Origin of the sequence: Croceibacterium segetis, assembly GCF_011320115.1 — a bacterium.
GTDB lineage: Bacteria > Pseudomonadota > Alphaproteobacteria > Sphingomonadales > Sphingomonadaceae > Croceibacterium_B > Croceibacterium_B segetis.
Genome location: NZ_JAANOZ010000003.1, coordinates 307,531 through 333,274, shown reverse-complemented (window position 1 = coordinate 333,274; position 25,744 = coordinate 307,531). Strand labels below are relative to the sequence as shown.

Annotated in this window: 22 protein-coding genes and 1 pseudogene; 12 read left to right on the top strand and 11 right to left on the bottom strand. The window is 67.7% G+C overall.

What is annotated here, in order from left to right; genetic code table 11:
• From G7B69_RS05365 to G7B69_RS17020, 4 genes and pseudogenes are all read right to left on the bottom strand, one after another.
• Entirely contained in the window at positions 1-1,269 is a 1,269-nt protein-coding gene (locus G7B69_RS05365; protein WP_166176850.1) for a hypothetical protein, read from the bottom strand.
• A 90-nt stretch (positions 1,270-1,359) separates the two neighbouring features.
• The gene (locus G7B69_RS05360; RefSeq protein WP_166176848.1) at positions 1,360-3,390 is read right to left on the bottom strand and encodes an elongation factor G; all 2,031 of its coding nucleotides are present in this window, start codon (positions 3,388-3,390) and stop codon (positions 1,360-1,362) included.
• Between the two features lie 133 nt (positions 3,391-3,523).
• The gene (locus tag G7B69_RS05355; protein ID WP_243415034.1) at positions 3,524-7,765 is read right to left on the bottom strand and encodes a PAS domain S-box protein; all 4,242 of its coding nucleotides are present in this window, start codon (positions 7,763-7,765) and stop codon (positions 3,524-3,526) included.
• A 26-nt stretch (positions 7,766-7,791) separates the two neighbouring features.
• A pseudogene (locus G7B69_RS17020) lies at positions 7,792-7,992 on the bottom strand (PAS-domain containing protein); the annotation flags it as partial.
• Positions 7,993-8,148: 156 nt separating this feature from the next.
• On the opposite strand from G7B69_RS17020, the gene G7B69_RS05345 reads away from it, so the two are divergent.
• Positions 8,149-8,952 (top strand): outer membrane protein assembly factor BamD, encoded by an 804-nt coding sequence (locus tag G7B69_RS05345; RefSeq protein ID WP_166176841.1) that lies wholly within the window; start codon positions 8,149-8,151, stop codon positions 8,950-8,952.
• 12 nt (positions 8,953-8,964) lie between these two features.
• Here the strand turns inward: G7B69_RS05345 and G7B69_RS16755 are convergent, their stop codons facing one another.
• Positions 8,965-9,510, bottom strand: a complete 546-nt coding sequence (locus tag G7B69_RS16755) for a PilZ domain-containing protein (protein ID WP_243415039.1) — start codon at positions 9,508-9,510, stop codon at positions 8,965-8,967.
• On the opposite strand from G7B69_RS16755, the gene recN reads away from it, so the two are divergent.
• From recN to G7B69_RS05305, 7 genes are all read left to right on the top strand, one after another.
• Positions 9,509-11,173 (top strand): DNA repair protein RecN, encoded by a 1,665-nt coding sequence (recN, locus tag G7B69_RS05335; RefSeq protein WP_166176837.1) that lies wholly within the window; start codon positions 9,509-9,511, stop codon positions 11,171-11,173. The two genes, G7B69_RS16755 and recN, sit on opposite strands and share 2 nt — an antisense overlap.
• Before the next feature lie 50 nt (positions 11,174-11,223).
• Complete coding sequence (gene ligA, locus G7B69_RS05330; protein WP_243415038.1) at positions 11,224-13,290, top strand: NAD-dependent DNA ligase LigA; 2,067 nt, start codon at positions 11,224-11,226, stop codon at positions 13,288-13,290.
• Between the two features lie 10 nt (positions 13,291-13,300).
• Positions 13,301-13,780 (top strand): hypothetical protein, encoded by a 480-nt coding sequence (locus G7B69_RS05325; RefSeq protein ID WP_166176833.1) that lies wholly within the window; start codon positions 13,301-13,303, stop codon positions 13,778-13,780.
• A 24-nt stretch (positions 13,781-13,804) separates the two neighbouring features.
• Entirely contained in the window at positions 13,805-15,148 is a 1,344-nt protein-coding gene (locus G7B69_RS05320) for an MFS transporter (protein ID WP_166176831.1), read from the top strand.
• Positions 15,149-15,179: 31 nt separating this feature from the next.
• Entirely contained in the window at positions 15,180-15,365 is a 186-nt protein-coding gene (locus tag G7B69_RS05315) for a DUF3606 domain-containing protein (protein WP_166176829.1), read from the top strand.
• Positions 15,366-15,566: 201 nt separating this feature from the next.
• Positions 15,567-16,091 (top strand): hypothetical protein, encoded by a 525-nt coding sequence (locus G7B69_RS05310; protein WP_166176827.1) that lies wholly within the window; start codon positions 15,567-15,569, stop codon positions 16,089-16,091.
• 93 nt (positions 16,092-16,184) lie between these two features.
• On the top strand, positions 16,185-16,616 hold the full coding sequence (locus G7B69_RS05305; protein WP_166176825.1) for a CBS domain-containing protein: 432 nt from the start codon (positions 16,185-16,187) through the stop codon (positions 16,614-16,616).
• An 8-nt stretch (positions 16,617-16,624) separates the two neighbouring features.
• Here G7B69_RS05305 and G7B69_RS05300 read toward each other — a convergent pair whose 3' ends face one another.
• The 6 genes from G7B69_RS05300 to G7B69_RS05275 are packed head-to-tail and all read right to left on the bottom strand — an operon-like array spanning position 16,625 to position 22,293.
• Complete coding sequence (locus G7B69_RS05300; RefSeq protein ID WP_166176823.1) at positions 16,625-17,914, bottom strand: glucuronyl esterase domain-containing protein; 1,290 nt, start codon at positions 17,912-17,914, stop codon at positions 16,625-16,627.
• Positions 17,911-19,071 (bottom strand): Gfo/Idh/MocA family protein, encoded by a 1,161-nt coding sequence (locus G7B69_RS05295; protein ID WP_166176821.1) that lies wholly within the window; start codon positions 19,069-19,071, stop codon positions 17,911-17,913. The genes G7B69_RS05300 and G7B69_RS05295 overlap by 4 nt, the downstream gene beginning before the upstream one ends.
• 50 nt (positions 19,072-19,121) lie before the next feature.
• Positions 19,122-19,820 (bottom strand): DUF2459 domain-containing protein, encoded by a 699-nt coding sequence (locus tag G7B69_RS05290; RefSeq protein ID WP_243415033.1) that lies wholly within the window; start codon positions 19,818-19,820, stop codon positions 19,122-19,124.
• Positions 19,793-20,704, bottom strand: a complete 912-nt coding sequence (locus tag G7B69_RS05285) for a 50S ribosomal protein L11 methyltransferase (RefSeq protein WP_166176819.1) — start codon at positions 20,702-20,704, stop codon at positions 19,793-19,795. The genes G7B69_RS05290 and G7B69_RS05285 overlap by 28 nt, the downstream gene beginning before the upstream one ends.
• A complete protein-coding gene (gene bla / locus G7B69_RS05280; RefSeq protein ID WP_166176817.1) occupies positions 20,694-21,590 on the bottom strand; it encodes a subclass B3 metallo-beta-lactamase in 897 nt (298 codons plus the stop codon). Before bla ends, G7B69_RS05285 begins: the two co-directional genes overlap by 11 nt.
• Complete coding sequence (locus tag G7B69_RS05275; protein ID WP_166176815.1) at positions 21,580-22,293, bottom strand: SDR family NAD(P)-dependent oxidoreductase; 714 nt, start codon at positions 22,291-22,293, stop codon at positions 21,580-21,582. Before G7B69_RS05275 ends, bla begins: the two co-directional genes overlap by 11 nt.
• Positions 22,294-22,372: 79 nt before the next feature.
• Between G7B69_RS05275 and sdhC the strand changes: the two genes are divergently transcribed.
• The 4 genes from sdhC to G7B69_RS05255 all read left to right on the top strand — a co-directional run bounded on the left by sdhC (position 22,373) and on the right by G7B69_RS05255 (position 25,736).
• Complete coding sequence (sdhC, locus tag G7B69_RS05270) at positions 22,373-22,753, top strand: succinate dehydrogenase, cytochrome b556 subunit (RefSeq protein WP_166176813.1); 381 nt, start codon at positions 22,373-22,375, stop codon at positions 22,751-22,753.
• An 11-nt stretch (positions 22,754-22,764) separates the two neighbouring features.
• The gene (sdhD, locus tag G7B69_RS05265; RefSeq protein WP_166176811.1) at positions 22,765-23,154 is read left to right on the top strand and encodes a succinate dehydrogenase, hydrophobic membrane anchor protein; all 390 of its coding nucleotides are present in this window, start codon (positions 22,765-22,767) and stop codon (positions 23,152-23,154) included.
• Positions 23,154-25,013: a succinate dehydrogenase flavoprotein subunit gene (gene sdhA, locus G7B69_RS05260; RefSeq protein ID WP_166176809.1), complete on the top strand. Its 1,860-nt coding sequence runs from the start codon at positions 23,154-23,156 to the stop codon at positions 25,011-25,013. The genes sdhD and sdhA overlap by 1 nt, the downstream gene beginning before the upstream one ends.
• A 63-nt stretch (positions 25,014-25,076) precedes the next feature.
• A complete protein-coding gene (locus tag G7B69_RS05255) occupies positions 25,077-25,736 on the top strand; it encodes a hypothetical protein (protein ID WP_166176807.1) in 660 nt (219 codons plus the stop codon).
• The last annotated feature ends 8 nt before the right edge of the window (positions 25,737-25,744 follow it).

Genomic DNA, 25,744 nt, shown 5'->3' with positions numbered 1-25,744 from the left:
TCAGAATCCGACCCTTAGTGCGGTCTGCGCCTGCGTCTGGTTCCGCGTTGGCGGGAGACCGGCGTTGGCGAGGCGCGCCGGCCGCGTGCTTTCGACGTGGAGCAGCTCGACGATCAACTCGGCGAAACGGGTCACCGGGTGCTTGTAGGCGAGCATTCCGGACCAGCCGTGCTCGTTGTTGTTGTCGCTGGCGACGAAGCTGTTGTCGTGCGTCCTGAACCAGTCGCCGCGGGCGCTCAGCTTGCCGGCGCCGAATTCGCGGCTGAGCAGCAGGTAGGCGGCGGCGAAGTCGACGTCGGCGGGGATGCCGTAAGGCGTGTCGGGCCCGACCAGGGTGTTGCCCCAGAGGACTTGCGCCCTCGCGGTTGTCCGTTGCCCCAGCGCCGCCACCGCTCCGGCGTTCCAGAAGCGCGTGCGCCATGCCGTCTGCAACTTGTAGCCCGACACCCGGTCGCCGCGATTGTCGTAGCGCACCAGGTTGAACGAGACCGGCCAGGGCGTCTGCCATTCGGCGCGGGCATAATATCCGGCGCGCCCGTCGGTCTCCCAGAACGGATTGGTCAGCGGCGCCTGGTACGGCCGCTTCGACGGGCTCAGCGGCGGCAGCGGGAAATGGCTCGAGACGGTCGTGCGCACGTCGTGCAGCGCCCAGCCGCGATAGGCGAGCAGCGTGCCGGCCATGTCGTCGTGCTCGAACAGCGCCGCGGTGAGCGCGAGCCGCTGTCCGCCGAACCGGTGTTCGAGCTTGCCTTCGAAGGCGAGGACCTTGACCTCCTCGCCCACCCAGCTGTTCACCGCCGACGGGGTTATGCTGTCGGTCACTTGCCAGCTCGACCCGCCCTGCTCGAGCGAGATCGGCGGCCACAACACCCCGGCACGAGCCGAAAAGCGCGTCGCCGCGGGGCCCGAACGAAAGCTCAGGTAGGCCTCGTTGAGGTCGACGTCCTGCGACTGGCCGGCCTGGTGCACGACGCTGACAAGGCCGGCGAGGTTGAAGGTGAACTGGGGCTTCCAGGCCAAATCCGCGGCCGCGATGCGCGCGCGCGCCTGCGTGTCGCCGTTATCGCCGCCCCAGCGGAGCTTGCCGAAGCCGCCGTCGAGCCAGCCCGTCTCGCCGCCGACCGCGCTCGCTCGCAAGTCGATCGAACCGTCGAACGCTTCGGGACCGAAAATGTCGTCCCCCTCGGCGAGCGCCGTGCTCGGCGAAAGACAGCCGATCGACAGCGCCGCCAGCGCCCACAGGGCCGATTTGACGCGGGTCCCCCACATGCCGTGCGCGATAGCGCGTCGTGGTGAACATTTCGGAAAGAATGATCTTGTCCGGCGGCGCGCCAGGGCGGCCGCCGGACAAATCAGACGCTAAGCCGGTTCGCCGACTCTCTGGATCATCTGTTCGGCGACCTTGCCGGTGCACTCGGCGAGGTGGTCGAAGTGAGCCTCGAACGTCGCCATGCCCTGGCTGATCGAGCGCAGGTCGGTCGCAAGGGTGCGCAGCTCGGCCTCGGGCACCATCGCCTCGACCGTGTCCCACCGCGACCAGCCCTCGCGCGGCCCCATGTCGAGCACCCGCCCGCGACAGCTCGAAATCGCCGAGGTGACGCGGCTGGTCGCCGTGCCGGGCGCCTGAATCGTCACGCGGGCGATCGGTTCGAGCAGGTACGGCGCCGACTGGGCGAGCGCGTCGTGCATGGCGATGCGCCCGGCGGTGCGGAAGGCGAGCTCCGAACTGTCGACCGAATGGAACGAACCGTCGGTCAGCGTGACGGCGACGTCGACCACGCGGTAGCCGAGCGGGCCCTTCTCCATTGCGTCGCGCACGCCGTGCTCGACCGCGGGAATCCACTGCTTGGGGATCACCCCGCCGGTGATCTTGTCCTCGAACACGAAGCCCTGGCCGCGCGGCAGCGGCCGCAGCTCGATGACCACGTCGCCATACTGGCCGTGCCCGCCCGACTGCTTCTTGTGCCGCCCGCGCTGGGTGGCGCCCTTGCGTATCGTTTCGCGCACCGCGAGCGAGGGCTCGCGCGTCTCGACAGCGAGGCCATAGCGGCGCTTCAGGCGCTCCAGCGCCAGGTTGACGTGCTCCTCGTTGATCCCGCGCAGCAGCGTCTCGTGCTTCTCATCGAGCGTTTCCCACGACAGGCCGGGATCTTCTTCGAGCAGCTTGTTGAGCGAGGTCGACAAGCGCACTTCGTCTTTGTGATCGCGGACGGCGATGCAGACGGCATAGTTGGCCTTGCGCCCGCTGCGCTCATCGCGCGGAGCGGGGGCCGCGCCGCCGATGCCGAGGCGGTCGCCGGGCTTGACCTGATCGGCCTTGGCGATGCCGATGACATCGCCCGCCTTGGCCTGCTTGAGCCGCTGGGTGGTGCCGCCCTGCAGCGTGAACAGCGCGCCGGCGCGCTGGACCATGCCGGGGCCGGGGGTCAGCTCGGCGCCTTCGGCCAGGGTCGCGCCGAACACGCGGGCGATCGCCAAGCGGCCGACCGAGGTCTCGTTGCAGACCTTGAACACCTCGACCGCGGGCGAATGGATGCCGAGCCGCTGGGCGGTCTGGGCCGGGGAGGGCGTGTCGTGGCGCAGCGCCTTGAGCAGCCGCCGCACGCCGAAGCTGTTGATCGCCGAGCCGAACATCACCGGGACGATCAGCCCCTCGGCGGTCTCGCGCTTGAGATCGTTGAACACCAGCGACAGGTCGGGCTGCTTGTCTTCGAGCAGCTGCTCCAGCAAGTCGTCGTCGTGGTCAGCGAGTTGCTCGAGCATGTGGAAGCGCGCGGTGGTCTCGGCGTCCTTCATCTCCTCGGATATCGGCTGCTGCTCGGAAGCCTTGCCCGGGCGATAATGGTAGGCCCGGTCGAGCGCGAGATCGATGAAGCCGACGATGCTGTCGCCTTTGGAAATCGGAATTTGGCGGGCGACCAGCGCCGCGAAGCTCAGCGGCTCGAGCGCCTCGAGCAGTTGCTCGATCGTGCCCGGTGCCTTGTCGATCTTGTTGACGAATATCGCGTGCGGCACGCCGCGCGCCTCGAGCTCGCGCAGCAGCGGCTCGGCGAGCGGGGCGCGTTCGGGCTCGGGCGGGATGACCACCAGCGCCATGTCGGCGACGTCGAGCGCGCTGTCGGTCTCGGCGGCAAAGCCGACCGAGCCGGGCGCATCGAGCAGGACGTAGTCGTCGCCGGCGTAACTGAAGCGCATGAGGTTGAGTTCGGTGGAGGCGCCGCGGGCGCGGGCTTCGGGGCTGGCATCTCCGATGCAGGTGCCGGCTTCGACCGATCCCAGGCGCGGGACCGCCCCGGCGGCTTCGAGCAAGGCTTCCGCGAGGCTGGTCTTTCCAGCGCCGGCGGGACCGACAAGCGCGATGACTCTCGCGCCGCTGCCGATGGCATCCATGTTCCTCTCCTCGTTTCTTCTCCCGTCAGTGGGCTTCCAGGCGATCCCGGAGGGGCAGGATCGGACTAAGCGGCCGAGAAGGCAACAGGGCTTTTTCGGCGAAGGAAATCAACCCGCCGCGCGGTGCGACCGGTCAGCCGTTACCGGCGACAAGCCGCAGCCTGTTGGGGCGCGAACGGCGGCCGGCCGCGGCGGCGGCTTCGTGCAGATGCCCGACCAGCGCCGGCACGCGGTTCGCCCCCACGGCCTTGGAGAACAGGAAGCCCTGGCCGAAGTCGCAGCCGAGCCGCACCAGCCGTTGCGCTTGCGCGTCGGACTCGATGCCCTCGGCGACGACATGGATGCCCAGGCTCTTGCCGAGGTTGATCACCGCGCGAACGATCGCCTCGTCGCCAGGATCGGCTTCCATGTCGCGCACGAAGCTGCGGTCTATCTTGATGATGTCGACCGGGAACTGCTTGAGGTGCCGCAGCGAGGCGTAGCCGGTGCCGAAATCGTCGAGCGCGATCTTGACCCCGTGCGAATTGAGCAGCGCCAGCGCTCGGTGGACGGACTCCGCGCCGCGGCCGAGGAACACCGTCTCGGTCACCTCGATCTGGAAGCAGCGCGTCGGGATCTCGGCGCGGGCGAGCTGCTCGAGCACGCGCTCGGCGAAATTGTCGCGGCGGAACTCGGCGGCCGAGGCGTTGACGGCGACATGCTTGAAAGCGATCCCGCGGTCGAGCCAGCCGCGCATGTCGACGATCACGCGGTCGATCATCCGGTCGCTGATCGCCGCGGCGACCTCCAGGTCCTCGAACGCCGCCTCAATCGCGGCGGGCTGGCCGATCCGGCCGCGGGGCGTGCGCCAGCGCAGCAGCGCCTCGAAGCCGTCGACGGTGCCGCTCTGCAGGTCGAGCTTGGGCTGGTAGTAGGGAATCATGCGATCGTCGGCGATCGCGTTGCGGGCGAGCTGGATCATCGCCAGTCGCCGCTGCATGTCGTTGCGCAATTCGGCGTCGTACATCATCAGCGTCGCCCGCCCGGCAGCCTTGGCCGCGTAGAGCGCCACGTCGGCGTTCTTGAGCACTTCGCGCGACGTGGTGCCGTGGGCCGGGAACATGCTGGCGCCGAGGCTGGCTCGGCAATCGAGCATGCGGCCGGCGTTGACGAACGGTGCGCGCATCCGCTCCTGGATCGAGCGCGACAGGCGCACGAGGTGATCCTCGCTCTGCAGGTCGGGCACCACGATCGCGAACTCGTCGCCGCCGAGCCGCGCGACGGTGTCGCGGGTGCGAACGACCGAGCGAAGCCGCTCGGCGAACAGCTTGAGCAGGGCATCGCCGACGTCGTGGCCGAGCGAATCGTTGATCTGCTTGAAATGGTCGAGGTCGAGCATCAGCACGCCGACCGACTTGTTGCCCGACTTGGCCCGCCGGATCGCCTGGTCGAGCTGTTCCTGGAACAGCGCGCGATTGGCGAGGCGGGTGAGCGGATCGTGGCTGGCGCTCCAGCGGATACGATCCTCGGCCGTCTTCTCGTCGGTGACGTCGCGCACGGTCATGATGATGCGGCGCGCCTGGCGATTGGCTTTGAGGGTGCGCCAGGCGTTGATCGCGACCCATCGCTGTCGCCCGTCATCGACGCGCTTGATCCGGAACGACTCTTCAAATCGCTCCGTCTTGCCGGACCTGACGTCCCGCGCCAGCTTGACGAAGCGTTCGCGGTCGGCCGGATGGAAGCATTGGTTGGCGGTGTCGACGAGGTCCAGGGTGTCTTCCGAAATCCCGAAGATCTCGCGCAGGCGATCGGACCACTCGCGCCGGTCGAGTTCCTCATTGTAATCCCATACGCCGAAGCCGGCAGCTTCGGCTGCGAGACGGAACCGCTCCTCGCTTTCGCGTAGCGCTTCCTCGGCGTGCTTGCGCTCGGTGATGTCGAGGTGCGCGCCAATGCTTCGGATGGCAATGCCGTTCGCGTCGCGCTCCATTTTTGTCCGACTGTGGATCCAGCGGATTTCACCAGTAACGCCGTGCACAATGCGAAATTCGCATTGGAATGTGTCTTGCGTTTCAAGGCTTCGCCGGATCTCGGACTGGAGATGTTCGCGGTCCTCCGGATGGACGTATCCGAGCATGTCTCGGAGGGGTAACCTGACGGTTCCCGGCGGAAGGCCAAGCTGTCTTATAAGAGCCTCGGAAATGTCGGCGACGCCATCGGGCCCAGCTTCGAAATCGGCCAGGCCGGTCGCTTCCTGCACCAGCCGGAGGCGCTGTTCGCTTTCGCGCAGCGCCAGTTCGGCGCGCTTGTGTTCGGTAATATCGAGGTGGGCGCCGATCGACCGGACCGCGTCACCGTTAGCGTCGCGTTCCACGCGAGTCCGGCTGGCAATCCAGCGCGTTTCACCGGTATCGGCGCGTACGATGCGAAATTCGTGGCCAAATTCATCGCGATCGCTGATCGCGCTGGTGATTTTGGCCGCAAGCCGCTCGCGATCCTCCGGATGGACAATCTCCATCCAGTCATGGAACGCGATGACGCTTCCGGCTGGAACCGTAAGACCGCATTGCTCGAAGAACCTGTCTGAGCAGATCGAGATGCCGGACGAGTCCGTTTCGAATTCCGCCAGACCGGTGGTCTCCTGCACCAGGCGCAGGCGTTCCTCGCTGGCCCTCAGGGCTTCCTCTCCGCGCTTTCGCTCGGTGATGTCGAAGTGCGCGCCGATCGTGCGAACGAGCTTGCCGTGCTCGTCGAACTGCATGCTCGTGCTGCACGATATCCATCGGACTTCGCCGGTGTCCGCCCGGACGATGCGAAACTCTCCTCGGAAGCCTTCCTCTCGCCGAGCTATTGCGCCTTCGATCTGCTCGACGATGGAGGCGAGGTCGGCGGGATGGATTTGCCTGGCCCAGGCTTTTGAATCTGAAGGCCCATGGGGCACTGGAAGTCCAAGCTGCACGTAAAACCGCTCGGAGGCGGCCATCAGCCCATCCGGTCCCGTCTCGAAATCGGCCAGGCCCGTCGCTTCCTGTACCAGTCGCAGCCGTTGTTCGCTGCGGCGCAAGGCATCTTCTGCCTCCTTGCGCTCGCTGATATCGCGGGAGATTGACATATGGGCCTTCGCACCGCCGGGCAGGCGGAATGGCACCGCGTGTGCCTCGACATGATGGCGAGATCCGCGCATGCCGAGAACTTCGTAGTTCCAGACCACGGTCTCCCCGGCGATTACGCGGTCATGTACCTCGACGCATGCGGCCATGTATTCAGCCGGGACGGGCAGGTGCCTCGATTCGGCGAGAGTGGCCAAGTCGGGCGCCTCCAGCAATTCGAGCCCGCGCGGATTGATGTAAGCCAACTCGGCTCGCTCGTCGAAAATCTTCACGCAATCGGGCATCGCGTCGAGGATCGCCCGCATGCGCGCCTCGCTTTCGCGCAGGTCTTCTTCCGCTCGTTTTCGATCGGTGATGTCGAGATGGGCGCCGATGCTGCGCACCATCATTCCCTCGGCATTGCGGTGGAGCTGGAGGTTGCTGGAAATCCAGCGCACTTCGCCGGTGTCGGCTCGAATGATGCGGAACTCGCAATGCGCGGAATCTCTCTTTGACAAGCTCTGTTCGACAGCGCTCAGATGATCGCGGTCGTCGGGATGAACCAAGTGGATCCAGTCCTCGAACTTCCTGGCCGCCGGCGCGTCTTCCGGCAGGCCGAACTGTCGCAACAAGCCGGGCGAGAAATGGGCGACGCCGTCGCTGCCGGCTTCGAAGTGCGCCAAGCCCGTAGCTTCCTGCACGAGGCGCATGCGTTCCTCGCTACGGCGCAGGGCGTCCTCAGCTGCTTGCCGCGCGCTGATGTCCCGCGAGATGCACATGTGCGCCTTAGCGCCATCGGGCATGCGGAACGGGACCGCATGCGCTTCGACATGCCGGCGATCGCCTCGCATGCCGAGAATTTCGTAGCTCCAGACGACTGTTTCGCCGGCGAGCACCCGGTTGTGCACCTCGACACATTCGGCGAGATATTCGGACGGCACTGGCTTGTGGCCGGACGATAGCAGCGTCTCGAGGTCAGGCGCCTGGAGCAGCTCAAGGCCGCGGGGATTGATGTAGATGATCTGCGCAGTCCCGTCGAAAATCTTCACGCAATCGGGCATGGCGTCGAGGATGGCGCTGAGCCTTGCATGACTTTCTTGCAGCACGCTCCTTGCCATCAGCGTGTCCGAGATGTCCAGGAACGTGGCGACGACGTGGCCGGTCGTGGTGCGATGAGGCCGCACCTCGAAGGTCCTGCCGTTGTGCTTGAGTTTGATGCCGGTTTCGACATCAGAATTGAGGAAAGCCCATAGTCCAGCCGCGACCTCGTCGGCGCTCCTTCCGGGCGGGTAGGCGCCGGCTTGCATTCGCATCTCGATGAGCTCGCGAACCGAAGCTCCGGGGCGAACGTCTTCGGGGGCAGACCGAGGATTTCGGCATAGCCGCGGTTGCAAACCACGACGCGGCCCTGCGCATCGAACATGCACAGCGCGTTCGCCATGTTGTCGAGGGCCACTTCGAACAGGTCCAGACGCTGCCGAAATGCGCTGCACTCGGCGTCTGATGCGGCTGCTCCAGCGGCCTTGCGCCCCATTGCGGTCTCCTGATCTCGTCGTGAGCATGCTGCCTAAGCGAGCGAGCCATTGAGTCGGCCTAACGCTGCCTAGGGATATCCACCTAGCCAGCGAGAGATTACGGGCGCGCATCACTTCACTTGGCGTTCACCGATGGGCTGGCTATAGGCGCTGCCATGCTTCGAACGATCGCCCGCGCTCATGGCGCCGCCGTACTCATTCCCCTCACCGCCGCGCTGCTGCTTTCGGGTTGCGCCACGCTTGGAGGCAAGAAGAAGGGCGACACCGCCTACGTCGCGCGCGACGTCGAGACGCTCTACACCGAAGCCAAGGAACGGCTCGACAACGGCCAGTACAAGATCGCCGCGGCGCTGTTCGACGAAGTCGAGCGGCAGCACCCCTATTCGGAGTGGGCGCGGCGGGCGCAAGTCATGGGCGCCTTCTCGAACTACATGAACAAGGATTACGACAAGGCGATCGAAAGCGCCCAGCGGTTCCTGTCGATCCACCCCGGCAACAAGGACGCGCCCTACGCCTATTACCTGATCGCGCTGTGCTATTACGAGCAGATCGCCGACGTCGACCGCGACCAGAAGATCACCCAGCAGGCGCTCGACGCGCTGACCGAGATCCAGCGGCGCTATCCGCAGACCGAATACGCCGCCGACGCGCGGCTCAAGATGGATCTGGTCAACGACCACCTCGCCGGCAAGGAAATGCAGATCGGCCGCTTCTACGAGCGCGCCGGCCGCTGGCTGGCGGCGCAGATCCGCTTCCAGAACGTCATCGACAAGTACCAGACCACCAGCCACACGCCCGAAGCGCTCTATCGCCTGACCGAGACGAACTTGGCGCTGGGCATTCCCGAAGAGGCGAAGAAGTACGCCGCGGTGCTGGGCGCCAACTATCCCGGCAGCGAATGGTACCAGAAGGCCTACGACCTGTTCGGCAAGAAGGCCCCGCAGGTCGCGGCCAGCTGATCGGAAGCGGGGCTAGGTACCGTAGCGGCGCTCTGGCGCCATGCGGCTCACCTCGAGCATCGCGCCCAGTTCCGAAAGCCGCAGGGCGCTGGCGAACTTGACCCCGACGAATCCGTCGTGCGCCCAGCGCACGCGCCCGGCGTAGCGTTCGTCGTCGTCGAACTCGAGCGTTACCTGCTGGTCGATCGTGTAGGCGAGGCTGTTGACGCCGCTGATGCGGCAGCCTTCGGACGAAAGCTCGATCATCAGCCCGCCTCGCTTGCCGCCGCCAGTCTCGTGCAAGGTGATCGGCCGCCTCACGGCGAACCTTTTGTGCGAGCGAATGACCAGGACTGACACGGCGCGGACCCCTCCCAACGAGCAGTTATCCACAGAAGGCCAGAAGGGCGTTAAGATTTCCTTGCCCGGGCAAGCGAAAGTGTCGGCTAACCGACAGTAGCGGTTGTGGAAAACCGGTCGGCCTGGGCTGCGACGGAGGGTTTTTCGCGGATGGTGATTGCATGCCAGCTGAGCGTTGCCGACGCGCGAGCCGGCCCGTAATGTTCGCGCCACCCGCATGCTGACCAGGCTCGCCATCCGCAACATCGTGCTCATCGAAGCGCTGGACCTGGATTTCCCGGGCGGGCTGGGCGTGCTGACCGGCGAGACCGGCGCCGGCAAGTCGATCCTCCTCGACGCACTCGGCCTGGTGCTCGGCAACCGCGCCGACAGCGGCCTGCTGCGGGCCGGGGAGGAGCGCGCGAGCGTGACCGCGACGTTCGAGTTCGGCGTCCTGCCGGCGGCGGTGCGCGAAGTGCTTGTCGAAGCCGAGGTGGAGATCGAGCCCGGCGAACCGCTGATCCTGCGCCGCACGCTCAAGTCCGACGGGGCGAGCAAGGCCTTCGTCAACGACCAGCCGGTCGGCGCCGCGTTGCTGCGCGAGCTGGCCCCCGCGCTGGTCGAGCTGCACGGCCAGCACGACGACCGCGGGCTGGTCAACCCGCGCGGGCACCGGGCGCTGCTCGACCGCTATGCCGGCGCCGATGTCGCGGGGGTCGAGGCCGCGTGGCGCGACTGGCGTACCGCCGGGGCGAAGCTCGCCGAAGCGCGCGCCGCCATCGAGCAGGCCAAGGCCGACGAGGATCTGCTCATCGCCTACGTCGCCGAACTGGCCGCGCTCGAGCCGCAGGAAGGCGAGGAGGACATGCTCGCCGGTGCGCGCGCCGACATGCAGAAGGGCGAGCGGCTCTCGGGCGACCTCGAGGAACTGCGGGTGTTGTGGGACGGCTCGGACTCTGCGCTGGCAACGCTGCGCGGGGCGGGCCGGCGGCTCGACCGGATCGCCGTCGAGCATCCGCTGCTGGCCGAAGCGCTCGCCGCGCTCGATCGCGCGGTGATCGAGGCGGGGGAGGCGGAGACGAAGCTGGAGGCAGCCGCGGGAGCGCTGAGCCACGATCCCGCCGAGCTGGACCGGATCGAGACCCGCCTGTTCGAGCTGCGCGCGCTCGCCCGCAAGCATCGCTGCGAGGTCGACGAGCTGCCGGCCAAGATGCGCGAGATGCGCGCGGCGCTCGATGCCATCGAGGCCGGTGACGCCGAAATCGGTGCGCTGGAAGCGGCCGAACGCGCCGCGCATGGTACCTATCGCGCGCGCGCCGAGGCGCTGCACGCGAACCGCGTCGCCGCCGCCTTGCGGCTCGACGAGGCGGTCGCGGGCGAGTTGGCGCCCCTGAAGCTCGACGCCGCGCGCTTCCGCACCGCGGTGGCCGAGCAGCCGGAGGAGCGCTGGGGTCCGCACGGTATCGATAGCGTCGAGTTCCTCATCGCGACCAATCCCGGCGCCGAGTTCGCAGCGCTGGGCAAGATCGCCAGCGGCGGCGAGCTGTCGCGCTTCATCCTCGCGCTCAAGGTCGCGCTCGCCGAGCAGGGCGGGGCGGCCACGGTCATTTTCGACGAGATCGACCGCGGCGTCGGCGGCGCGGTCGCCAGCGCGATCGGCGAACGCCTGGAGCGCCTGGCCGAGGGCGGCCAGCTCCTCGCCGTCACCCACAGCCCCCAGGTCGCCGCGCGCGGGTGCACGCATTACGTGATCGCCAAGTCGAGCGAGGGCACCGTCACGCGCACCTCGGTCCACTTGCTCGACAGCGCCGGCCGCCAGGAGGAGATCGCCCGGATGCTCTCCGGTGCGGAGATTACCTCCGAGGCGCGGGCGCAGGCGGATCGGCTGCTGGAGGGCGTCTAGTGGCGAGCAAAGGGCCCGACCTCTCCGAAGCCGAGGCCGCCAACGAGCTGATGCGGCTCGCCAAGGCTATCGCGCATCACGACAAACTCTATCACGCGCAGGACGCGCCGGAGATTTCCGACGCCGAGTACGATGCCCTGGTGCGCCGCAATGCCGAGCTCGAGGCGGCATTTCCGCATCTCGTGCGGCCGGATAGCCCTTCGCAGCAGGTCGGCCACGAGGTCGGCGCCTCGCCGCTCTCGAAGGTGCCGCACGAGGTGCGCATGGCGAGCCTCGACAATGCCTTCAGCGACGAGGAGGTGGCCGAGTTCGTCGCCCGGGTGCGGCGTTTCCTGGCGCTGCCCGACGATGGGCCGCTGGCGTTCACTGCCGAGGACAAGATCGACGGCCTGTCGTGCTCCCTGCGCTACGAGAACGGCGCGCTGGTGCTGGCGGCGACGCGCGGTGACGGCCAGGTGGGTGAGAACGTCACCGCCAATGTCGCGCACATCCCGGATATCCCGCAGCAATTGAACGGCGCAGCACCCGCGGTGTTCGAAGTGCGCGGCGAAGTCTACATGGAGAAACAGGCCTTTACCGCGCTCAATTCACGGCTGATGGCAGAAGCGAAGGCGCGTGCGGAGGCCAAGGGCGAGGCGTTCGACGAAAGCTCGGTTCGCCGGTTCGCCAACCCGCGCAATGCCGCGGCCGGCTCGCTGCGGCAGAAGGACCCGAGCGTCACCGCCGCGCGCCCGCTGCGCTTCTTCGCCCACGGCTGGGGCGCCGCGAGCGAGGTACCGGGCGAGGGGCAGCTCGAGGTCATGCAGCGGATCGCCGAGTGGGGCTTCAAGGTCTCGCCCGACCTGATCCTGTGCCATTCGTTCGACGAACTGGTGCAGCATTACCGCAGCATCGGCGAGAGGCGCGCGGGCCTGCCCTACGACATCGACGGCGTGGTCTACAAAGTCGACAGCCTGGCGCTGCAGCAGCGGCTCGGCTTCGTCGCCAAGGCGCCGCGCTGGGCGCTGGCCCGCAAGTTCCCCGCCGAACGTGCCGAGACCGTGCTCGAGCGGATCGACATCCAGGTCGGCCGCACCGGCAAGCTCACTCCGGTGGGCCGCCTCGCGCCGGTGCTGGTCGGCGGCGTCACCGTGGTCAACGTCACGCTGCACAACCGCGACGAGATCGAGCGCCTCGGGCTGCGCGAGGGCGACCGCATCGTTATCCAGCGCGCCGGCGACGTGATTCCGCAAGTGGTCGAGAACCTGACGCGCGAAATCGAGCGCGAGCCTTACGCGTTCCCGACGCACTGCCCCGAATGCGGCAGCGAGGCCGTTGCCGAGGAGGGCGAGGTCGACGTGCGCTGCACCGGCGGCCTGATCTGCCGCGCCCAGCAATTCGAGCGCTTGCGCCATTTCGCCAGCCGCGGCGCGCTCGACATCGAGGGGCTGGGCGAGAAGACGATTCTCGAGTTCATGGAACTCGGCTGGCTGGCGAGAGGCCCGGCCGACATTTTTCGCCTCCACGAGCACCGCGACGAACTGATCGGCCGCGAGGGCTGGCAGGACAAGTCTGTGGATAACCTGTTGGCATCGATCGAGGCGCGCCGCTCCCCCGACGCCGCGCGGCTGCTGTTCGGGCTCGGCATCCGCCACGTCGGCGCCGTCACCGCGCGCGATCTTCTCAAGCGCTTTCATACGCTGCCGGCGCTGCGCGAAGCCGCCGAGCGTGCCCACGCCGGCGACGCGGACGCGCTGGCCGAACTGACCGGGATCGAGGGGGTCGGCCCCGTCGTGGTCGAGGCACTCGGGGACTTCTTCCACGAAGAGCACAACCGGGCGGTGTGGGACGACCTGCTGAGCGAAGTCACGCCGCCGGAATACGTTGTCGAGACCAAGGCCAGCGCGGTATCAGGCAAGACCGTGGTCTTCACCGGCAAGCTCGAGACGATGAGCCGCGACGAGGCCAAGGCGCAGGCCGAGCGGCTCGGCGCCAAGGCCGCCGGCTCGGTCAGCGCCAAGACGGACCTGATCGTCGCCGGCCCCGGCGCCGGCAGCAAGCTCAAGAAGGCCGCCGAGCTTGGCATCGAGGTGATCGACGAGGCCGCCTGGGCCGAGATCGTCAAGAATGCGGGATGAGGAGGACGCGATGAAAGAGAAGCTCGCCGGCGCCGCCATGCTCGTCGCGCTGCTGGCCTCGGGGTGTTCGGTGAAGCAGCCGGAGCCCCGGCGACCCAAGTCCTATGTCGTCGGCCTCGGCGAGATCATGGGACAGAACCAGATGCGCCACGCCAAGCTGTGGTTCGCCGGCTCGGCGCAGAACTGGCCGCTTGCCCGGTACGAGCTGGACGAATTGCGAGAGGGTTTCGACGACGTGAAGAGCTTTCACCCGTCGGTCGACAACACGGCGACCGCACCGCTGGTCGACGAATACGTCGGCGGCCCGCTGGGCGACCTCGACAAGGCGATCGCCGACAAGAACCAGGAAGAATTCACGGCCGCCTTCGACGGGCTGTCGGCCGGCTGCAATGCTTGTCACAAGGATCTCGACTTCGGTTTCAACGTGATCAAGCGGCCGACGGCGCCGCCGTTCACCAACCAGGAATTCGCGCCGGTCAAGCCGGGCTGAACGAGCGAGCGGGGGAGGGGGTAGATGCAAACGCAGGAAGCCGCGACGTACGCCAAGATCGCCCGGCGCCTGCTGCCGCTGCTGTTCGCCGGATATTTCCTGGCCATCCTCGACCGCGTCAACGTCGGCTTCGCCAAACTGCAGATGGCGAGCGAACTGGGCCTGTCAGACGCGGTTTACGGCTTCGGCGCCGGCGTGTTCTTCTTCGGCTATTTCCTGTTCGAGGTGCCCTCGAACCTGATCCTGGCGCGGGTCGGCGCGCGCAAATGGATCGCGCGCATAATGCTGACCTGGGGCGCGGTCTCGGCGGCGTTCGTGCTGCTCGGGGCCCTGCGCTGGGGCGCCGTGGCCACGGCCTTCGGCCTCACCGACCCCCAGTTCAGCTTCTACCTCCTGCGCTTCGTGCTCGGCGTGGCCGAGGCGGGCTTCTTCCCTGGCGTGATCCTCTACCTGACGTACTGGTTTCCCTCGCGGCGGCGCGCGCACGCCATCGCGCTGTTCATCCTCGCGATCCCGCTCGCGAGCGCTATCGGTTCGCCAGTGTCGGGCGTGATCCTGCAGTTCCTCGATGGAGGGGGGCTCGAAGGCTGGCAATGGCTGTTCCTCCTCGAAGCGCTGCCCGCGATCGTGCTCGGTCTGGTGGTGCTGGCCAAGCTGCCCGACGGGCCGCTCGAAGCGGCCTGGCTGACCGGCCGCGAACGCAAGCTGGTCATGACGCGCCTCGCCCAGGACAGCGGCGGCGTTTCTGCCGGCGCGCGGCGCAGCGTTTTCACGGCGATCCTGCTCGACTGGCGGGTATGGGCGCTGGCGCTGGCCGACTTCCTGCGGGCGATGATCAACAACGTGCTCAACTTCTGGATGCCGACGCTGGTGCAGGACCTTGGCATTCCCAGGAAGGCCTATCTCGAAGTCGGGCTGGTCACCGCCATCCCGTGGGGCGTGGCGGCGGCGGCGATGGTCGTCATCGCCCGCCATTCGGACCGCACCGGCGAGCGCCGCTGGCACGCCACGCTGCCGCTTCTTCTTTCCGCGATCGGCCTGTTGCTGCTCGCCTTCGCCGGTCATGCGGCCATCCTTTCCGTCGTCGCACTGACGCTCGTCGCGATCGGCGCGATGGCCTGGCTGGCGGTGTTCTGGACGCTGCCGACGGCATTCCTCTCCGGCGTGGCGGCGGCCGGCGGGATCGCCTGGATCAACGCGCTGTCGCAGCTCGGCGGGTTCGTCGGGCCGGACATGCTCGGGCGAGTCCGGGCCGGAAATGCCGGCGACAATTCGATCGCCTTCCTGATTCTCGCCGCCTGCGCGCTGGTCGCGGCCGGCCTGACGGTGGTGCTGACCCGCCCGGTGCCGGAACCCGCCGCGCGTTAACCAAGTTGTTGCTTCCGAAAGGAGAATGGCAATGGCTGACGACAAGTCGAACGCAGGCGGACAGGATCGCTCGCGGGTCGCGGGCGGACAGGATTACGAGGTGCGCCACTTCGCGGAAGCGAACGGCATCAGCATCGAACAAGCCGAGCAGCTGATCGCGCGGCACGGCAACAACCGCGAGGAGCTCGAACGCGCGGCCCGGCAGATGAAGGGCTGAGCTAAGACGATCTTCTGGTTGAGCGGCTCGATCCGCCGGCTCACCACATCGACGCCGGGCGGACGAGTCGCTGCGAACCACAGCGCCGGCGCGACCCGTGATGAGCACCCCTGAGGTCGAAGTTCGCCATGGCCGTCTCCCTGCGGCTTCAACCCGGAAACCGCGCTCCGGTTGCGCGGTTCTTCGCACGAAGGGAGCGAGATGCCGCGCAAGCTCAAGGTCTTCCGCACACCGACCGGGTTTCACGACGCCTACGTCGCCGCGCCGAGCCGGAAGGCCGCGCTCGAGGCGTGGGGCGCGGACGCCGACCTGTTCGCGCGCGGCGCCGCCGAGCAGGTCACCGATCCGCGTCTGACGGCTGAGCCGCTCAAGCGCCCGGGCGAGGTGATCCGCGTCTCACGCGGCGACCTCGCGGCGCAGCTCAAGGCCCTTGGGCCACGCAAGAAGCCGGCGGCGAAGAAGATCGAGGCCAAGCCTGAACGGAAGCCTCCCAAACCCAAGCCGCCGCCACGGCGCGACAAGGTCGACGAGGCCGAAGCGGCGCTCGACGAGGCGCGCCGCCAGCGGGACGGTGAATGGGCCGCGCTGGAAAAGCAGCGCGAGGCGATCGAACGCAAGCTCGACGCGTTGGAGGCGCGCCATGACAAGGAAATCGCCCGCCTCGAACAACGCTTCGAGAAAGCCCGTGCAGCCTATCGCGCCGCGATCGAGAAGTGGAGCGGCTGACCGCTCACGGCGAAGCGGCGTTCTGCCGCGTTCGAGCGCGGAACATGCACGGCCCCCGGTCGCTGAAACGGGTGAAGCGCAAGGAGACCTTCGATGAAAATCAGCGAATGCATGACGCAGGATGTCAGGCTCGTCTCGCCCGACGATACCATCGAGCGCGCGGCGCAGATCATGGGCTCGGTCGATACCGGCGTGCTGCCGGTGTCGGACGGTGACCGCCTTGTCGGCATGATCACCGACCGCGACATCGCCATCCGCGGCGTCGCCGAAGGCTGCGGCCCGAGCGCCCGCGTGGGAGATATCATGAGCCGCGAGGTCAAGTATTGTTTCGACGATGCGGAGGCCGACGAAGTGCTCGTCAACATGGCTGAAATCCAGGTCCGCCGCATGCCGGTGGTCGATCACGACAAGCGGCTCGTGGGCATCGTCTCGCTCGCCGATCTCGACCGCGAGGAGCCGGCGCGCAGCGGCCACGCGTTGCGCCACATTACCGAGCCGGGCGGCACCCATAACCAGTCACGCTAGGCGGAGCGCTATCTGCCCGCGAACTTCGCTTCGTGGGCCATGAAACTCTCGTACGACGGCCAGGGCACGTGGCCCTGGTCGTGCTGGTAGAACGCCAGCGGGAAGTCGCGATAACCGACAAGCACCTTCGGCATTTCGCTGCCCGGTGGGACCGGCAGGCCATAGACACTGCCCCACGCCGGCTCGGCGAGGCTGGTGGCGACCCACATACCCTTGGGATCGACCCAGGCATCGCCCTTGTCGGCCGAACCGCTCGAGATGAACAAGGGTCGTGGCGCGCGCAGGGCGATCAGCATGTGTGCGTCGACCGGCAGGTCGGCGACGGTCTTGTGTCCGGCGTATTCCATGACCTCGGGCGTGTACCAGTGGAAAGCATAGCTGCCGGCCATATTGGTCCAGGCTTCGCCGAAATCGCGCCGCATCAGCTTGGCGCCACCGGCGCCTGAACTCGACACGAGCGCGTCGGCGAACTTGTGATCGAAAGCGGCGGCGACGAGCACCGCCTTGCCGAAACGCGAATGGCCGGCAAGCGAGACCTGATTGCCGTCGATGCGCGGATCCTTGGCCAGCTCTTCGCGCAGCTTGCTGGCGCCCCAGCCCCAGGCGCGTAGCGCGCCCCAGTCGTGCCGCTCGCGCGGCCAGCGGACGAGACCGATCAGGCCCTGCTGCATCTGCGCACCGGTGTCGGCCTGGAGCAGCGTCGGGCGATAAGCGACATGGGCCCAACCGCGCTTCAGCACCATCGCCTCGGTGTCGGGGGGAGGCGGGCCGGGCAACTTGAAGCCGGCGGGCCAGATGTAACTGTAGTCGAGGAGCGCGGGCACCTTGTTCGAGCGCCTGGGGAAAGTGATCGTCGCGTCGATTACCGGGCCCGAGCGCCCGTCGGGGGTGAGGATCTGGCCGACCCATTGCTCGGTGTCATAGCCCTTGCGGCCCGCCACGGCCTCCTTGTGCCAGAGGATCCGCAAGTTGTTGGCGGCGTCGGGAATGCGGCCGACCCAGTTGTCCTCGATCAGTCGCGCCAGCGCCTCGCGCCGCCTGGCCCAGCCTTCCTTCGTCGCGTCGTTCGGCGAGGCGAAGAGCGGCGGCGGGATGAGATTGCCGACCTTGGCCTCGTCGAAGTTCGCCGCGCGCGGGCTCTTCTGGTCGCTGTCGCGTCCGGGTGCGAGCTCGCCGAAGCCGAAGCGCTGGCGTTCCATTTCGTGGATGTCGTCGGCGGTCGCGCCTTTCGTCTGCTGGGCGATCGCGGGAAGGGAGGCGGCCAGCGCCAGCCCGGCCGCGAGAACCCAACGTTTCACAGCTTCACGACCTCTCCGCCGTTATCCGCACTCTTGTACATCGCCTCGATCAGGCGAATGTCGCGCAGGCCCATTTCTCCCGGCGTCTTGTGCGGAGTGTTCGCTCTCGCGGCAAGGCTGAAGGCGTCGAGCTGGCGCTGGAACTGCGTCAGCGGGTTGGCGGCGCCGACTTCGTGGTTGGGACCGTTGCCTTCGACGGTGATCGTGTTGCGGTCGTAAGTCGTAGCCGGCTTCATGAAGATCGAGCCCTTCGATCCCATGTAGCGTTGCTGCGAGATGTAAGGGCTCCAGCTGTACGACGAGGAACCGGCAACACTGACTCCGTTGGCCATGCGAAGGCGGTATTCGATGCCACCTTCGACCTCGCGGAAGCGCGGATCGTCCTTCGGGTAGATGTAGTTGGCCGAGAGCGCGACCGGGTCCTGCCCGAGCATCATCAGCGAGGTGTTGAGGCCGTAGATGCCGATGTCGAACATCGACCCGCCGCCGGCGAGCGCCTTTTCGAGGCGCCACTTGTGCGGCGGATAATTCGGGTCGGCGTTGAAGCCGTGGTCGGCCGAGACGAAGCGGATGTCGCCGATCTCGCCGCTGTCGATCAGTTGCTTGGCGCGGACGTTGGTCGGCTCGAAATGGATGCGGTAGGCGACGCCGAGCTGGCGCTTGGCGGCCCTGGCCGCGGCGATCATCGCCTCGCACTCGGCGCTGGTCGAGGCCATCGGCTTTTCGGTCAGCACGTGCTTGCCGGCCTTGAGCGCACGGATCGTGTATTCGGCGTGAAGGCCGACCGGCAGGATGATGTAAACGCAGTCGATCTCCGGGTCGTTCGCGATGCTGTCGAAGTTCATGTAATCGTAGAACCGGCTGACTCCGAAGCGCGCGCCGAGGTCTTTCTGCTTGGCCGGGCTGCCCGAGACGAAGGCGGTCATCCGCGCATGCTGCGAATCGATGAAACCCGGGATCGCTTCGCCGACCGCGAAGTTGCCGAGGCCGACGATGGCCCAGCGCATCTTTTGGCCCGGCGGATCGGGGAGCGCGAACTCGCCGGCCAACGGCGTCCCGTGGGCCTGCTGCCCGAGTGCGCGCGTGGCGCCGAGAGCGAGCGGGGCAAGCGCCCCGGCGGCGAGCAATGAGCGCCTGGTGAAATCGGTATCCGGCATCGCGAGTCCTCTCCCTAGGTAGCGCTACCATGCACGTTTTGGGGCGAGAGTCATCTCCTGAGAGGCGGAACCCACTTCATCACCCCGCCGGCGAACGGGGTCCAGGCGCCGATCCTGACGCCCGCCGCGGCCAGCGTGTTGCTGGTCCACTGGTTGCAGGTGGTCTCGACGGTGTAGTGTCCGGGCGCGTCGTAGAACACGTCCTGCGCGCCATAGCCCGCATAGCGAACGCGCGGATGTTTCGGCAGCGAGCGATCGATCGCTGCCACCAGTCTGGCGTATTGTTCGCGCGTGAGCCGCAACGGGCGAATGTCGTCGGCCGGGGCGGGGCGGATGTAATGGGCGATGTGAAGCACCCCGTCGCCGCCGATGCCGACGATCCGCGCCACGGTCCACGGGCGCAAGTCCCACCAGGTCGGGGTGTAGAGGAACACCTGCTTCTCGCCCCAGCTGATCGCGACATGGGTATATTCGGGGCTAGGTGCGGCAAGCTCGCTGTCGGGGAACACCGGGCGCCAGTCGCGCTCGGGCGTGACCAGCGGCAGCACCAGCGCGGTGTGGACGCCGTTGGTCTCCACCATGATCGTCACGACGCCGGAATCGCTCGCAGCAGGCTCGCGCCAGTCCGCGTTGCGCGGGATCGAGCTTCCGACCCATCCGGCCAGGGCATAGGCTGCAAGGAGGCCGAACAGCCCCAGCGCCGCCCACGCGATCCAGCGGATCAGCCAATGAAGCGGCGGCGCAGCCACAGGATCGACCAGTCTCCGTTGACGATGCGTCCGGCGAGGGCAAATCCGACGGCGCGATAGGCGGCGCGCACGGCGCGCTCCTGAGCCGCCAGAAGGCCGGCGAGGACGAGGTTGCCGCGCGGCGGCATCGAGTCGGCGAAGTCGGGCGCGAGCTCGACCAGCGGGCCGGCGAGGATGTTGGCTATGAGCAGGTCATAAGGCCCGCATTCGCGCAGTCGGCGATCGTCCATCCCCGCGGCGACGGCGACCGCTAGCTCACCCGGCCGCGCCCCGATCCTGAAACCGTTGCGCTCGGCGTTCTCGGCCACGACCGGCGCGCAGACCGGGTCGATGTCGCTCGCCACCGCATGGGCTCGCGGCCACAGCTTGAGCGCCGCGAAGGCGAGCAGGCCGGTCCCGGTGCCGATGTCGGCCACGTTGCGCGCGGCCACGCCGCGCCGTTTCATCGCGCTCAGCATCGCCAGGCAGCCGGCGGTCGTGGCGTGCTGCCCGGTGCCGAACGCCTGGCTGGCGGGGATTTCGAAGCTGGTAACGCCCGGCTCCGCGCTGGGCAGATGGTCGGGTGTGTGGACGTAGAACCGTCCCGCGCGGATCGGCTCGACGCCGCGCTGGCTTTCCGTCACCCAGTCGGCTGGCCGTACCTTTTCGGTCACGAGAGCAGGCGGCTTGCCGGCAAACAGCGCCGCGAACGATTCGCGGTCTTCCTTGCGCGGCCGGCGCGGCAGGTAGGCCTCAAGCACCCACTCATCGGGCCGATCCTCGGCGATCTCGTGGCCAGTGACGACGATCTCGGGATCCCACTCCTCGACATCTTCGTGCGCCAGCAGCGCCGCATGGACCACTCCTTTTGGCGCGTGCGCGATCAGCTTCCAGCTATCGGCCATCGGCTTCCTTCGCGAGCCGCTCGTCGAGCTGCTTCGAAAGGCGGGCGGCGTAGGCCTCGCAGCCTTGCGGATCGACCAGGCTGCCCCTGAGCAACCGGTCGCGCATGCCGCTGGCCGAGGGATGCGGCGAGAGCAGGATGTCACACTTGAGCGAGGCGATCTTCGCCAGGCTGGCACGGAACGCCGCCAGGTAGGCGGGGTGGTCGCTGAAGCGATAGCCGTCGCTGCTGACCGGCGTGAGGCTGTCGGCGTAGACGATCGTCAGGCAGCGATCCTTCGTTTCGCAGGACTCCCATTGCCAACTCAGCGCGCCCGGCGTGTGCCCCGGCGTGGCGACCGCCCGGAGCTCGGTCGCGCCGAGGATCCGCGCTTCGCCGTCCTTCATCTCGAGCACGTCGGTCACGTGAGCCGGTGGAAAGCGCATGTGCTCCATCGCCTGCGGGTCTTCGGAGTCGGAAGTTCCGCTGCCCAGAACCGCGGCGGCGCGCGGCGAGGACACCAGGTGAGCGCCCGTCAGGCGCTGCAGGCGGGCCATGCCGCCGACGTGGTCATGGTGCTCGTGAGTGTTGAGCAAGGTGTTCACGTCTGCCAGCCTGAAGCCGAGCTTGCGAATGTTCGCCGCCACCACTTTCGCCCCGGCATCGGTGCCGCTGTCGATCAGCGTGTGGCCTTCGGGACTGACGATGAGGATCGCGCTGATCCCGCAGGTGCCGACATAGTAGGTCTGGCCGTGGATCAGGTAGGGCGGGCCGGGCTTGTCCCACTCGTCCCAATCCTTGCATTGCTTCGCCCAGCGCACCTGCCCGTCGGCGGCGGCCCCTTGTGGGGGCGGGGCGGACGCGGTGGCGGTAAGCAGCAGCGCTGCGGATGCGATTCTAGCGAACATAGCTGGCCCCATTGGCGTCGAGCGTCGCGCCGGTCAGGCTCGGCGGGGCGTCGAGCGCGCAGAACACCGCGATCCTGGCGATCTCCTCGGGCGTGGCGACGCGGCCGAGCGGGATGTCGGCCAGCAGCCCCGCGCCGCCGCGTGTGGCGAGATAGTCTTCGGCCATCCCGGTGTTGGTGAACCCCGGCGTGATGGCGAAGCTGAGGATGCCTTCGAAGGCGTAGGCGCGGGCGATGGTCTTGTGCAGCGCGAGCATCCCGCCCTTCGAGGCCGCATAGTGCCAGTGATCGGGCGAATCGCCGCGATGCCCGGCGCGGCTGGCGATGTGGACGATGCGCCCCGTTCGCCCGCTGCCGAGCCAGTGCCGCACCGCGAAGCGCGAGAGCTGGGCGGCGGCGGTGAGGTTGATCCGCAGCGTATCCTCCCACGCGTCGAGCCAGGCGATGTCGGAAGCGTCGATCGGCGCGGCGGCAAACAGGCCGGCGTTGTTGACCAGCACGTCGATCTCGCCGCCCGATCGCTCGAGTGCCTCCTCCCACAGGACTTGCGGCGCCGGCGGGTCGGAGAAGTCGGCGGGGATCGCATCGGGATCGTCGGTGGGTCGCGACGAATGGCCGATCACCCTGGCGCCGCGCGCCCGCAGCGCTTCCGCGGTCGCCTGGCCGATCCCGCGCGAGGATCCGGTAATGAGGACGGTTGGCATGGCCGCGATCTAGCCGGTGTTGCCTCGCTTGACCATTCCGCTAAGAGCGTCGCCACACTCGAACGAACGGATCCTGCCGATGGCCTCCCGCCCGCTCTCGCCGCACTTGTCGATCTGGAAGTGGGGCCCGCATATGCTCGTCTCGATCCTGCACCGCATCACCGGCGACGGCATGGCGTTCGTCGCGTTGCCGGTGCTGATCTGGTGGCTCGCGGCGATCGCCGGCGGGCCGGAAAGCTACGCCACATTCGCCCAGCAGGCCTCCACCTGGTACGGCATGGTCGTGCTTGTCGGCATCAGCTGGGCGTTCTTCAATCACATGAGCTCGGGCGTCCGCCACTTCGTGATGGACGCCGGCGCGGGATACGAAATCCACGAAAACAAGCGCTGGTCGGTCGCCACGACGATCATCGGCATCCTGCTCACCGCCGCCTTCTGGGCCGCGGTGATCTATCTCTAGGAGACACTCGCATGGGTGACGGCACCGAACTCGGCCGGGTCCGCGGGCTCGGCCCCGCGCATGAAGGCGAGGAAGCCTGGCTGCAGCAGCGCATGACCGCCGTCGGCAACCTGCTGCTGGTCAGCTTCCTGGCGATCTCGCTCGTCCTCCTCCCCGACCTCAGCTACGGCAGCGTGATCGGCTGGCTCAGGCACCCGGTGCCCGCCGTCGCGATGGCAGCGCTGGTGGTCAACGTGTTCTGGCACGCCCGGCTGGGCCTCAGCGAGCTCATCGGCGATTACGTGCACGAGGCCGGCAACAAGTTCGCCGCGCTGCTGCTGGTCAACTTCGGCGCCGCCGCCGGAATCGCCTTCGGGCTGTTCTTCATCCTCAAGGCGGCGCTCGGAGGAGTCGCCGCCTGATGGACAACCCCTCGCCGATCACGCCGCCAACGACACCCGGCAGCAACAGCCGCGCCGCACCCGCCTACAAGATTGTCGATCATACCTATGACGTCGTGGTCGTCGGCGCCGGCGGCTCCGGCCTGCGCGCGACGATGGGCAGCGCCGAAAGCGGCCTCAAGACCGCCTGCATCACCAAGGTCTTCCCCACGCGTTCGCACACCGTCGCCGCGCAAGGCGGCATCGCCGCGAGCCTCGGCAACAACACGCCCGACCACTGGCAGTGGCACATGTACGACACCGTCAAGGGCTCGGACTGGCTCGGCGACCAGGACGCGATCGAGTACATGGTGCGCGAGGCGCCGAACGCGGTCTACGAGCTCGAGCACGCCGGCGTGCCGTTCAGCCGCAACGACGATGGCACGATCTACCAGCGCCCGTTCGGCGGCCACATGCAGAACATGGGCGCGGGGCCGCCCGTCCAGCGCACCTGCGCCGCGGCGGACCGCACCGGCCACGCGATGCTCCACGCGCTCTACCAGCAGAGCCTGAAGTACGACGCCGACTTCTTCATCGAATACTTCGCGATCGACCTGATCATGCAGGGCGGCAAGTGCGTCGGCGTGATCGCGCTGTGCCTCGACGACGGTTCGATCCACCGCTTCCGCGCGCACGCGGTGGTGCTGGCGACCGGCGGCTATGGCCGGACGTATTTCACGTGCACCAGCGCCCACACCTGCACCGGCGACGGCGGCGGGATGGTCCTGCGCGCGGGGCTGCCGCTGCAGGACATGGAGTTCGTCCAGTTCCACCCGACCGGCATCTACGGCGCCGGCGTGCTGATCACCGAAGGCGCGCGCGGCGAGGGCGGGTACCTGACCAACTCCGAGGGCGAGCGCTTCATGGAACGCTACGCCCCGAGCGCCAAGGACCTCGCCAGCCGCGACGTCGTCAGCCGCTCGATGGCGCTGGAGATCCGCGAGGGGCGGGGCGTCGGCCCGCACAAGGACCACATCTACCTGCACCTCGACCACATCGATCCCAAGGTGCTGGCGGAGCGGCTGCCGGGCATCACCGAGAGCGGCAAGATCTTCGCCGGGGTCGACCTCACCCGCCAGCCGCTGCCGGTGGTGCCGACCGTGCACTACAACATGGGCGGCATCCCGACGAACTATCACGGCGAGGTCGTCACCATCGGCGCCGACGGCGATCCCGAGACCGTCGTGCCGGGCCTGTTCGCGGTCGGCGAGGCGGCGTGCGTTTCGGTCCACGGCGCCAATCGCCTCGGTTCCAACTCGCTGATCGACCTCGTGGTGTTCGGCCGCGCGACCGGGCACCGGCTCAAGGAGCTGCTCAAGCCGAACAGCCCGCACGAGGAGCTGCCCAAGGACAGCGCCGACTTCGCGCTCGGCCGCCTCGACCACTTCCGCAATGCCAAGGGCGGCACGCCGACCGCGGCGATCCGCACCTCGATGCAGCGCGCGATGAGCGCGCACGCGGCGGTGTTCCGCACCGACGAGCTGATGGCCGAAGGCAAGGCGAAGCTCGCCGAAATCTACGGCTCGATGCACGACATTGCGGTCACCGACCGCTCGCTGATCTGGAACAGCGACCTCGTCGAGACGCTCGAGCTCGACAACCTGATCGGCCAGGCGATCGTGACGATGCACTCCGCCCACAACCGCAAGGAATCGCGCGGCGCCCACGCCCACGAGGACTTCCCCGAGCGCGATGACGCGAACTGGATGAAGCACACCGCCAGCTGGTTCACCGGCTGGGGCGGCACCGGCGGCGAGGTGAAGATCGATTACCGCCCGGTCCACGAATACACCCTGACCGACGACGTGGCGTACATCGAGCCGAAGAAGCGGGTGTACTAAGACTCACGGGGTCGCGCGTCGGACCGGAGTGCTCCCATGCGACTGTGTTCGCGACTTGTTGTCATGCTGGGCCTTGCATGGCCGGGCTCGGCATTTGCCCAGGTCCAGCCGGCCGATCTCGTCGGCACATACAACGGCAGCCAGATGGAAGTCGGCACGGGCTTGCGGCTCGAAGCGGACGGCCGTTTCGAATATTTCCTGAGTTACGGCGCGATGGACGAGGCGGCCAGGGGCACCTGGGAGGCGACGGACAGCGGGATCGCGCTGACCAGCGATCCGGTCAATGCGCCCAGGTTCGAGCTTGTCGGGATCGATGCGGCCGCCGGCGGCGCGCTCGACATCACGCTCGAGGTGGCGGAGGACATTCCCCTGCAGCTGTTCGAGGCCGGCGTCCGGCTCACGGACGGCAGCGGGATGCCCGCCATGTTCGACAAGGACCGGGTGAGCTTCAAGATCAAGCGCGGTGGCCAACCGGTAGAGGTGATGCTGGCCTTTCCGCTGTACCAGATCGCCTCGGACCCCGTGCCCGTTCCCGCCGGCACCAGGGCGATGCATTTCCGCTTCGTTCCCAACGATCTCGGCACCGTCGCTTTCGATCACCAGATCTTGCGGCGCGACGGCGACAGTTTCGTGCTGGAGCGCTTCGACCGGACGCTGCGGTTCCGCAAGGAACAGCCAGGCGACGAGGTCGAGGGCGATCCGCAGGAAACCGAAGCAAAATAGCCGCGGCA

What these genes read in the sequence shown, in the direction of transcription:
- G7B69_RS05360 (WP_166176848.1), bottom strand. Translation starts at nt 3,390, where the DNA reads ATGGATGCCATCGGCAGCGGCGCGAGAGTCATCGCGCTTGTCGGTCCC.
- sdhD (WP_166176811.1), top strand. Translation starts at nt 22,765, where the DNA reads ATGGGTGACGGCACCGAACTCGGCCGGGTCCGCGGGCTCGGCCCCGCG.
- G7B69_RS05315 (WP_166176829.1), top strand. Translation starts at nt 15,180, where the DNA reads ATGGCTGACGACAAGTCGAACGCAGGCGGACAGGATCGCTCGCGGGTC.
- G7B69_RS05285 (WP_166176819.1), bottom strand. Translation starts at nt 20,704, where the DNA reads ATGGCCGATAGCTGGAAGCTGATCGCGCACGCGCCAAAAGGAGTGGTC.
- bla (WP_166176817.1), bottom strand. Translation starts at nt 21,590, where the DNA reads ATGTTCGCTAGAATCGCATCCGCAGCGCTGCTGCTTACCGCCACCGCG.
- ligA (WP_243415038.1), top strand. Translation starts at nt 11,224, where the DNA reads ATGCGGCTCGCCAAGGCTATCGCGCATCACGACAAACTCTATCACGCG.
- G7B69_RS05275 (WP_166176815.1), bottom strand. Translation starts at nt 22,293, where the DNA reads ATGCCAACCGTCCTCATTACCGGATCCTCGCGCGGGATCGGCCAGGCG.
- G7B69_RS16755 (WP_243415039.1), bottom strand. Translation starts at nt 9,510, where the DNA reads ATGCGGGTGGCGCGAACATTACGGGCCGGCTCGCGCGTCGGCAACGCT.
- recN (WP_166176837.1), top strand. Translation starts at nt 9,509, where the DNA reads ATGCTGACCAGGCTCGCCATCCGCAACATCGTGCTCATCGAAGCGCTG.
- G7B69_RS05255 (WP_166176807.1), top strand. Translation starts at nt 25,077, where the DNA reads ATGCTGGGCCTTGCATGGCCGGGCTCGGCATTTGCCCAGGTCCAGCCG.
- G7B69_RS05355 (WP_243415034.1), bottom strand. Translation starts at nt 7,765, where the DNA reads ATGCAAGCCGGCGCCTACCCGCCCGGAAGGAGCGCCGACGAGGTCGCG.
- sdhA (WP_166176809.1), top strand. Translation starts at nt 23,154, where the DNA reads ATGGACAACCCCTCGCCGATCACGCCGCCAACGACACCCGGCAGCAAC.
- G7B69_RS05320 (WP_166176831.1), top strand. Translation starts at nt 13,805, where the DNA reads ATGCAAACGCAGGAAGCCGCGACGTACGCCAAGATCGCCCGGCGCCTG.
- G7B69_RS05365 (WP_166176850.1), bottom strand. Translation starts at nt 1,269, where the DNA reads ATGTGGGGGACCCGCGTCAAATCGGCCCTGTGGGCGCTGGCGGCGCTG.
- G7B69_RS05325 (WP_166176833.1), top strand. Translation starts at nt 13,301, where the DNA reads ATGAAAGAGAAGCTCGCCGGCGCCGCCATGCTCGTCGCGCTGCTGGCC.
- G7B69_RS05345 (WP_166176841.1), top strand. Translation starts at nt 8,149, where the DNA reads ATGCTTCGAACGATCGCCCGCGCTCATGGCGCCGCCGTACTCATTCCC.
- G7B69_RS05310 (WP_166176827.1), top strand. Translation starts at nt 15,567, where the DNA reads ATGCCGCGCAAGCTCAAGGTCTTCCGCACACCGACCGGGTTTCACGAC.
- G7B69_RS05305 (WP_166176825.1), top strand. Translation starts at nt 16,185, where the DNA reads ATGAAAATCAGCGAATGCATGACGCAGGATGTCAGGCTCGTCTCGCCC.
- G7B69_RS05295 (WP_166176821.1), bottom strand. Translation starts at nt 19,071, where the DNA reads ATGCCGGATACCGATTTCACCAGGCGCTCATTGCTCGCCGCCGGGGCG.
- sdhC (WP_166176813.1), top strand. Translation starts at nt 22,373, where the DNA reads ATGGCCTCCCGCCCGCTCTCGCCGCACTTGTCGATCTGGAAGTGGGGC.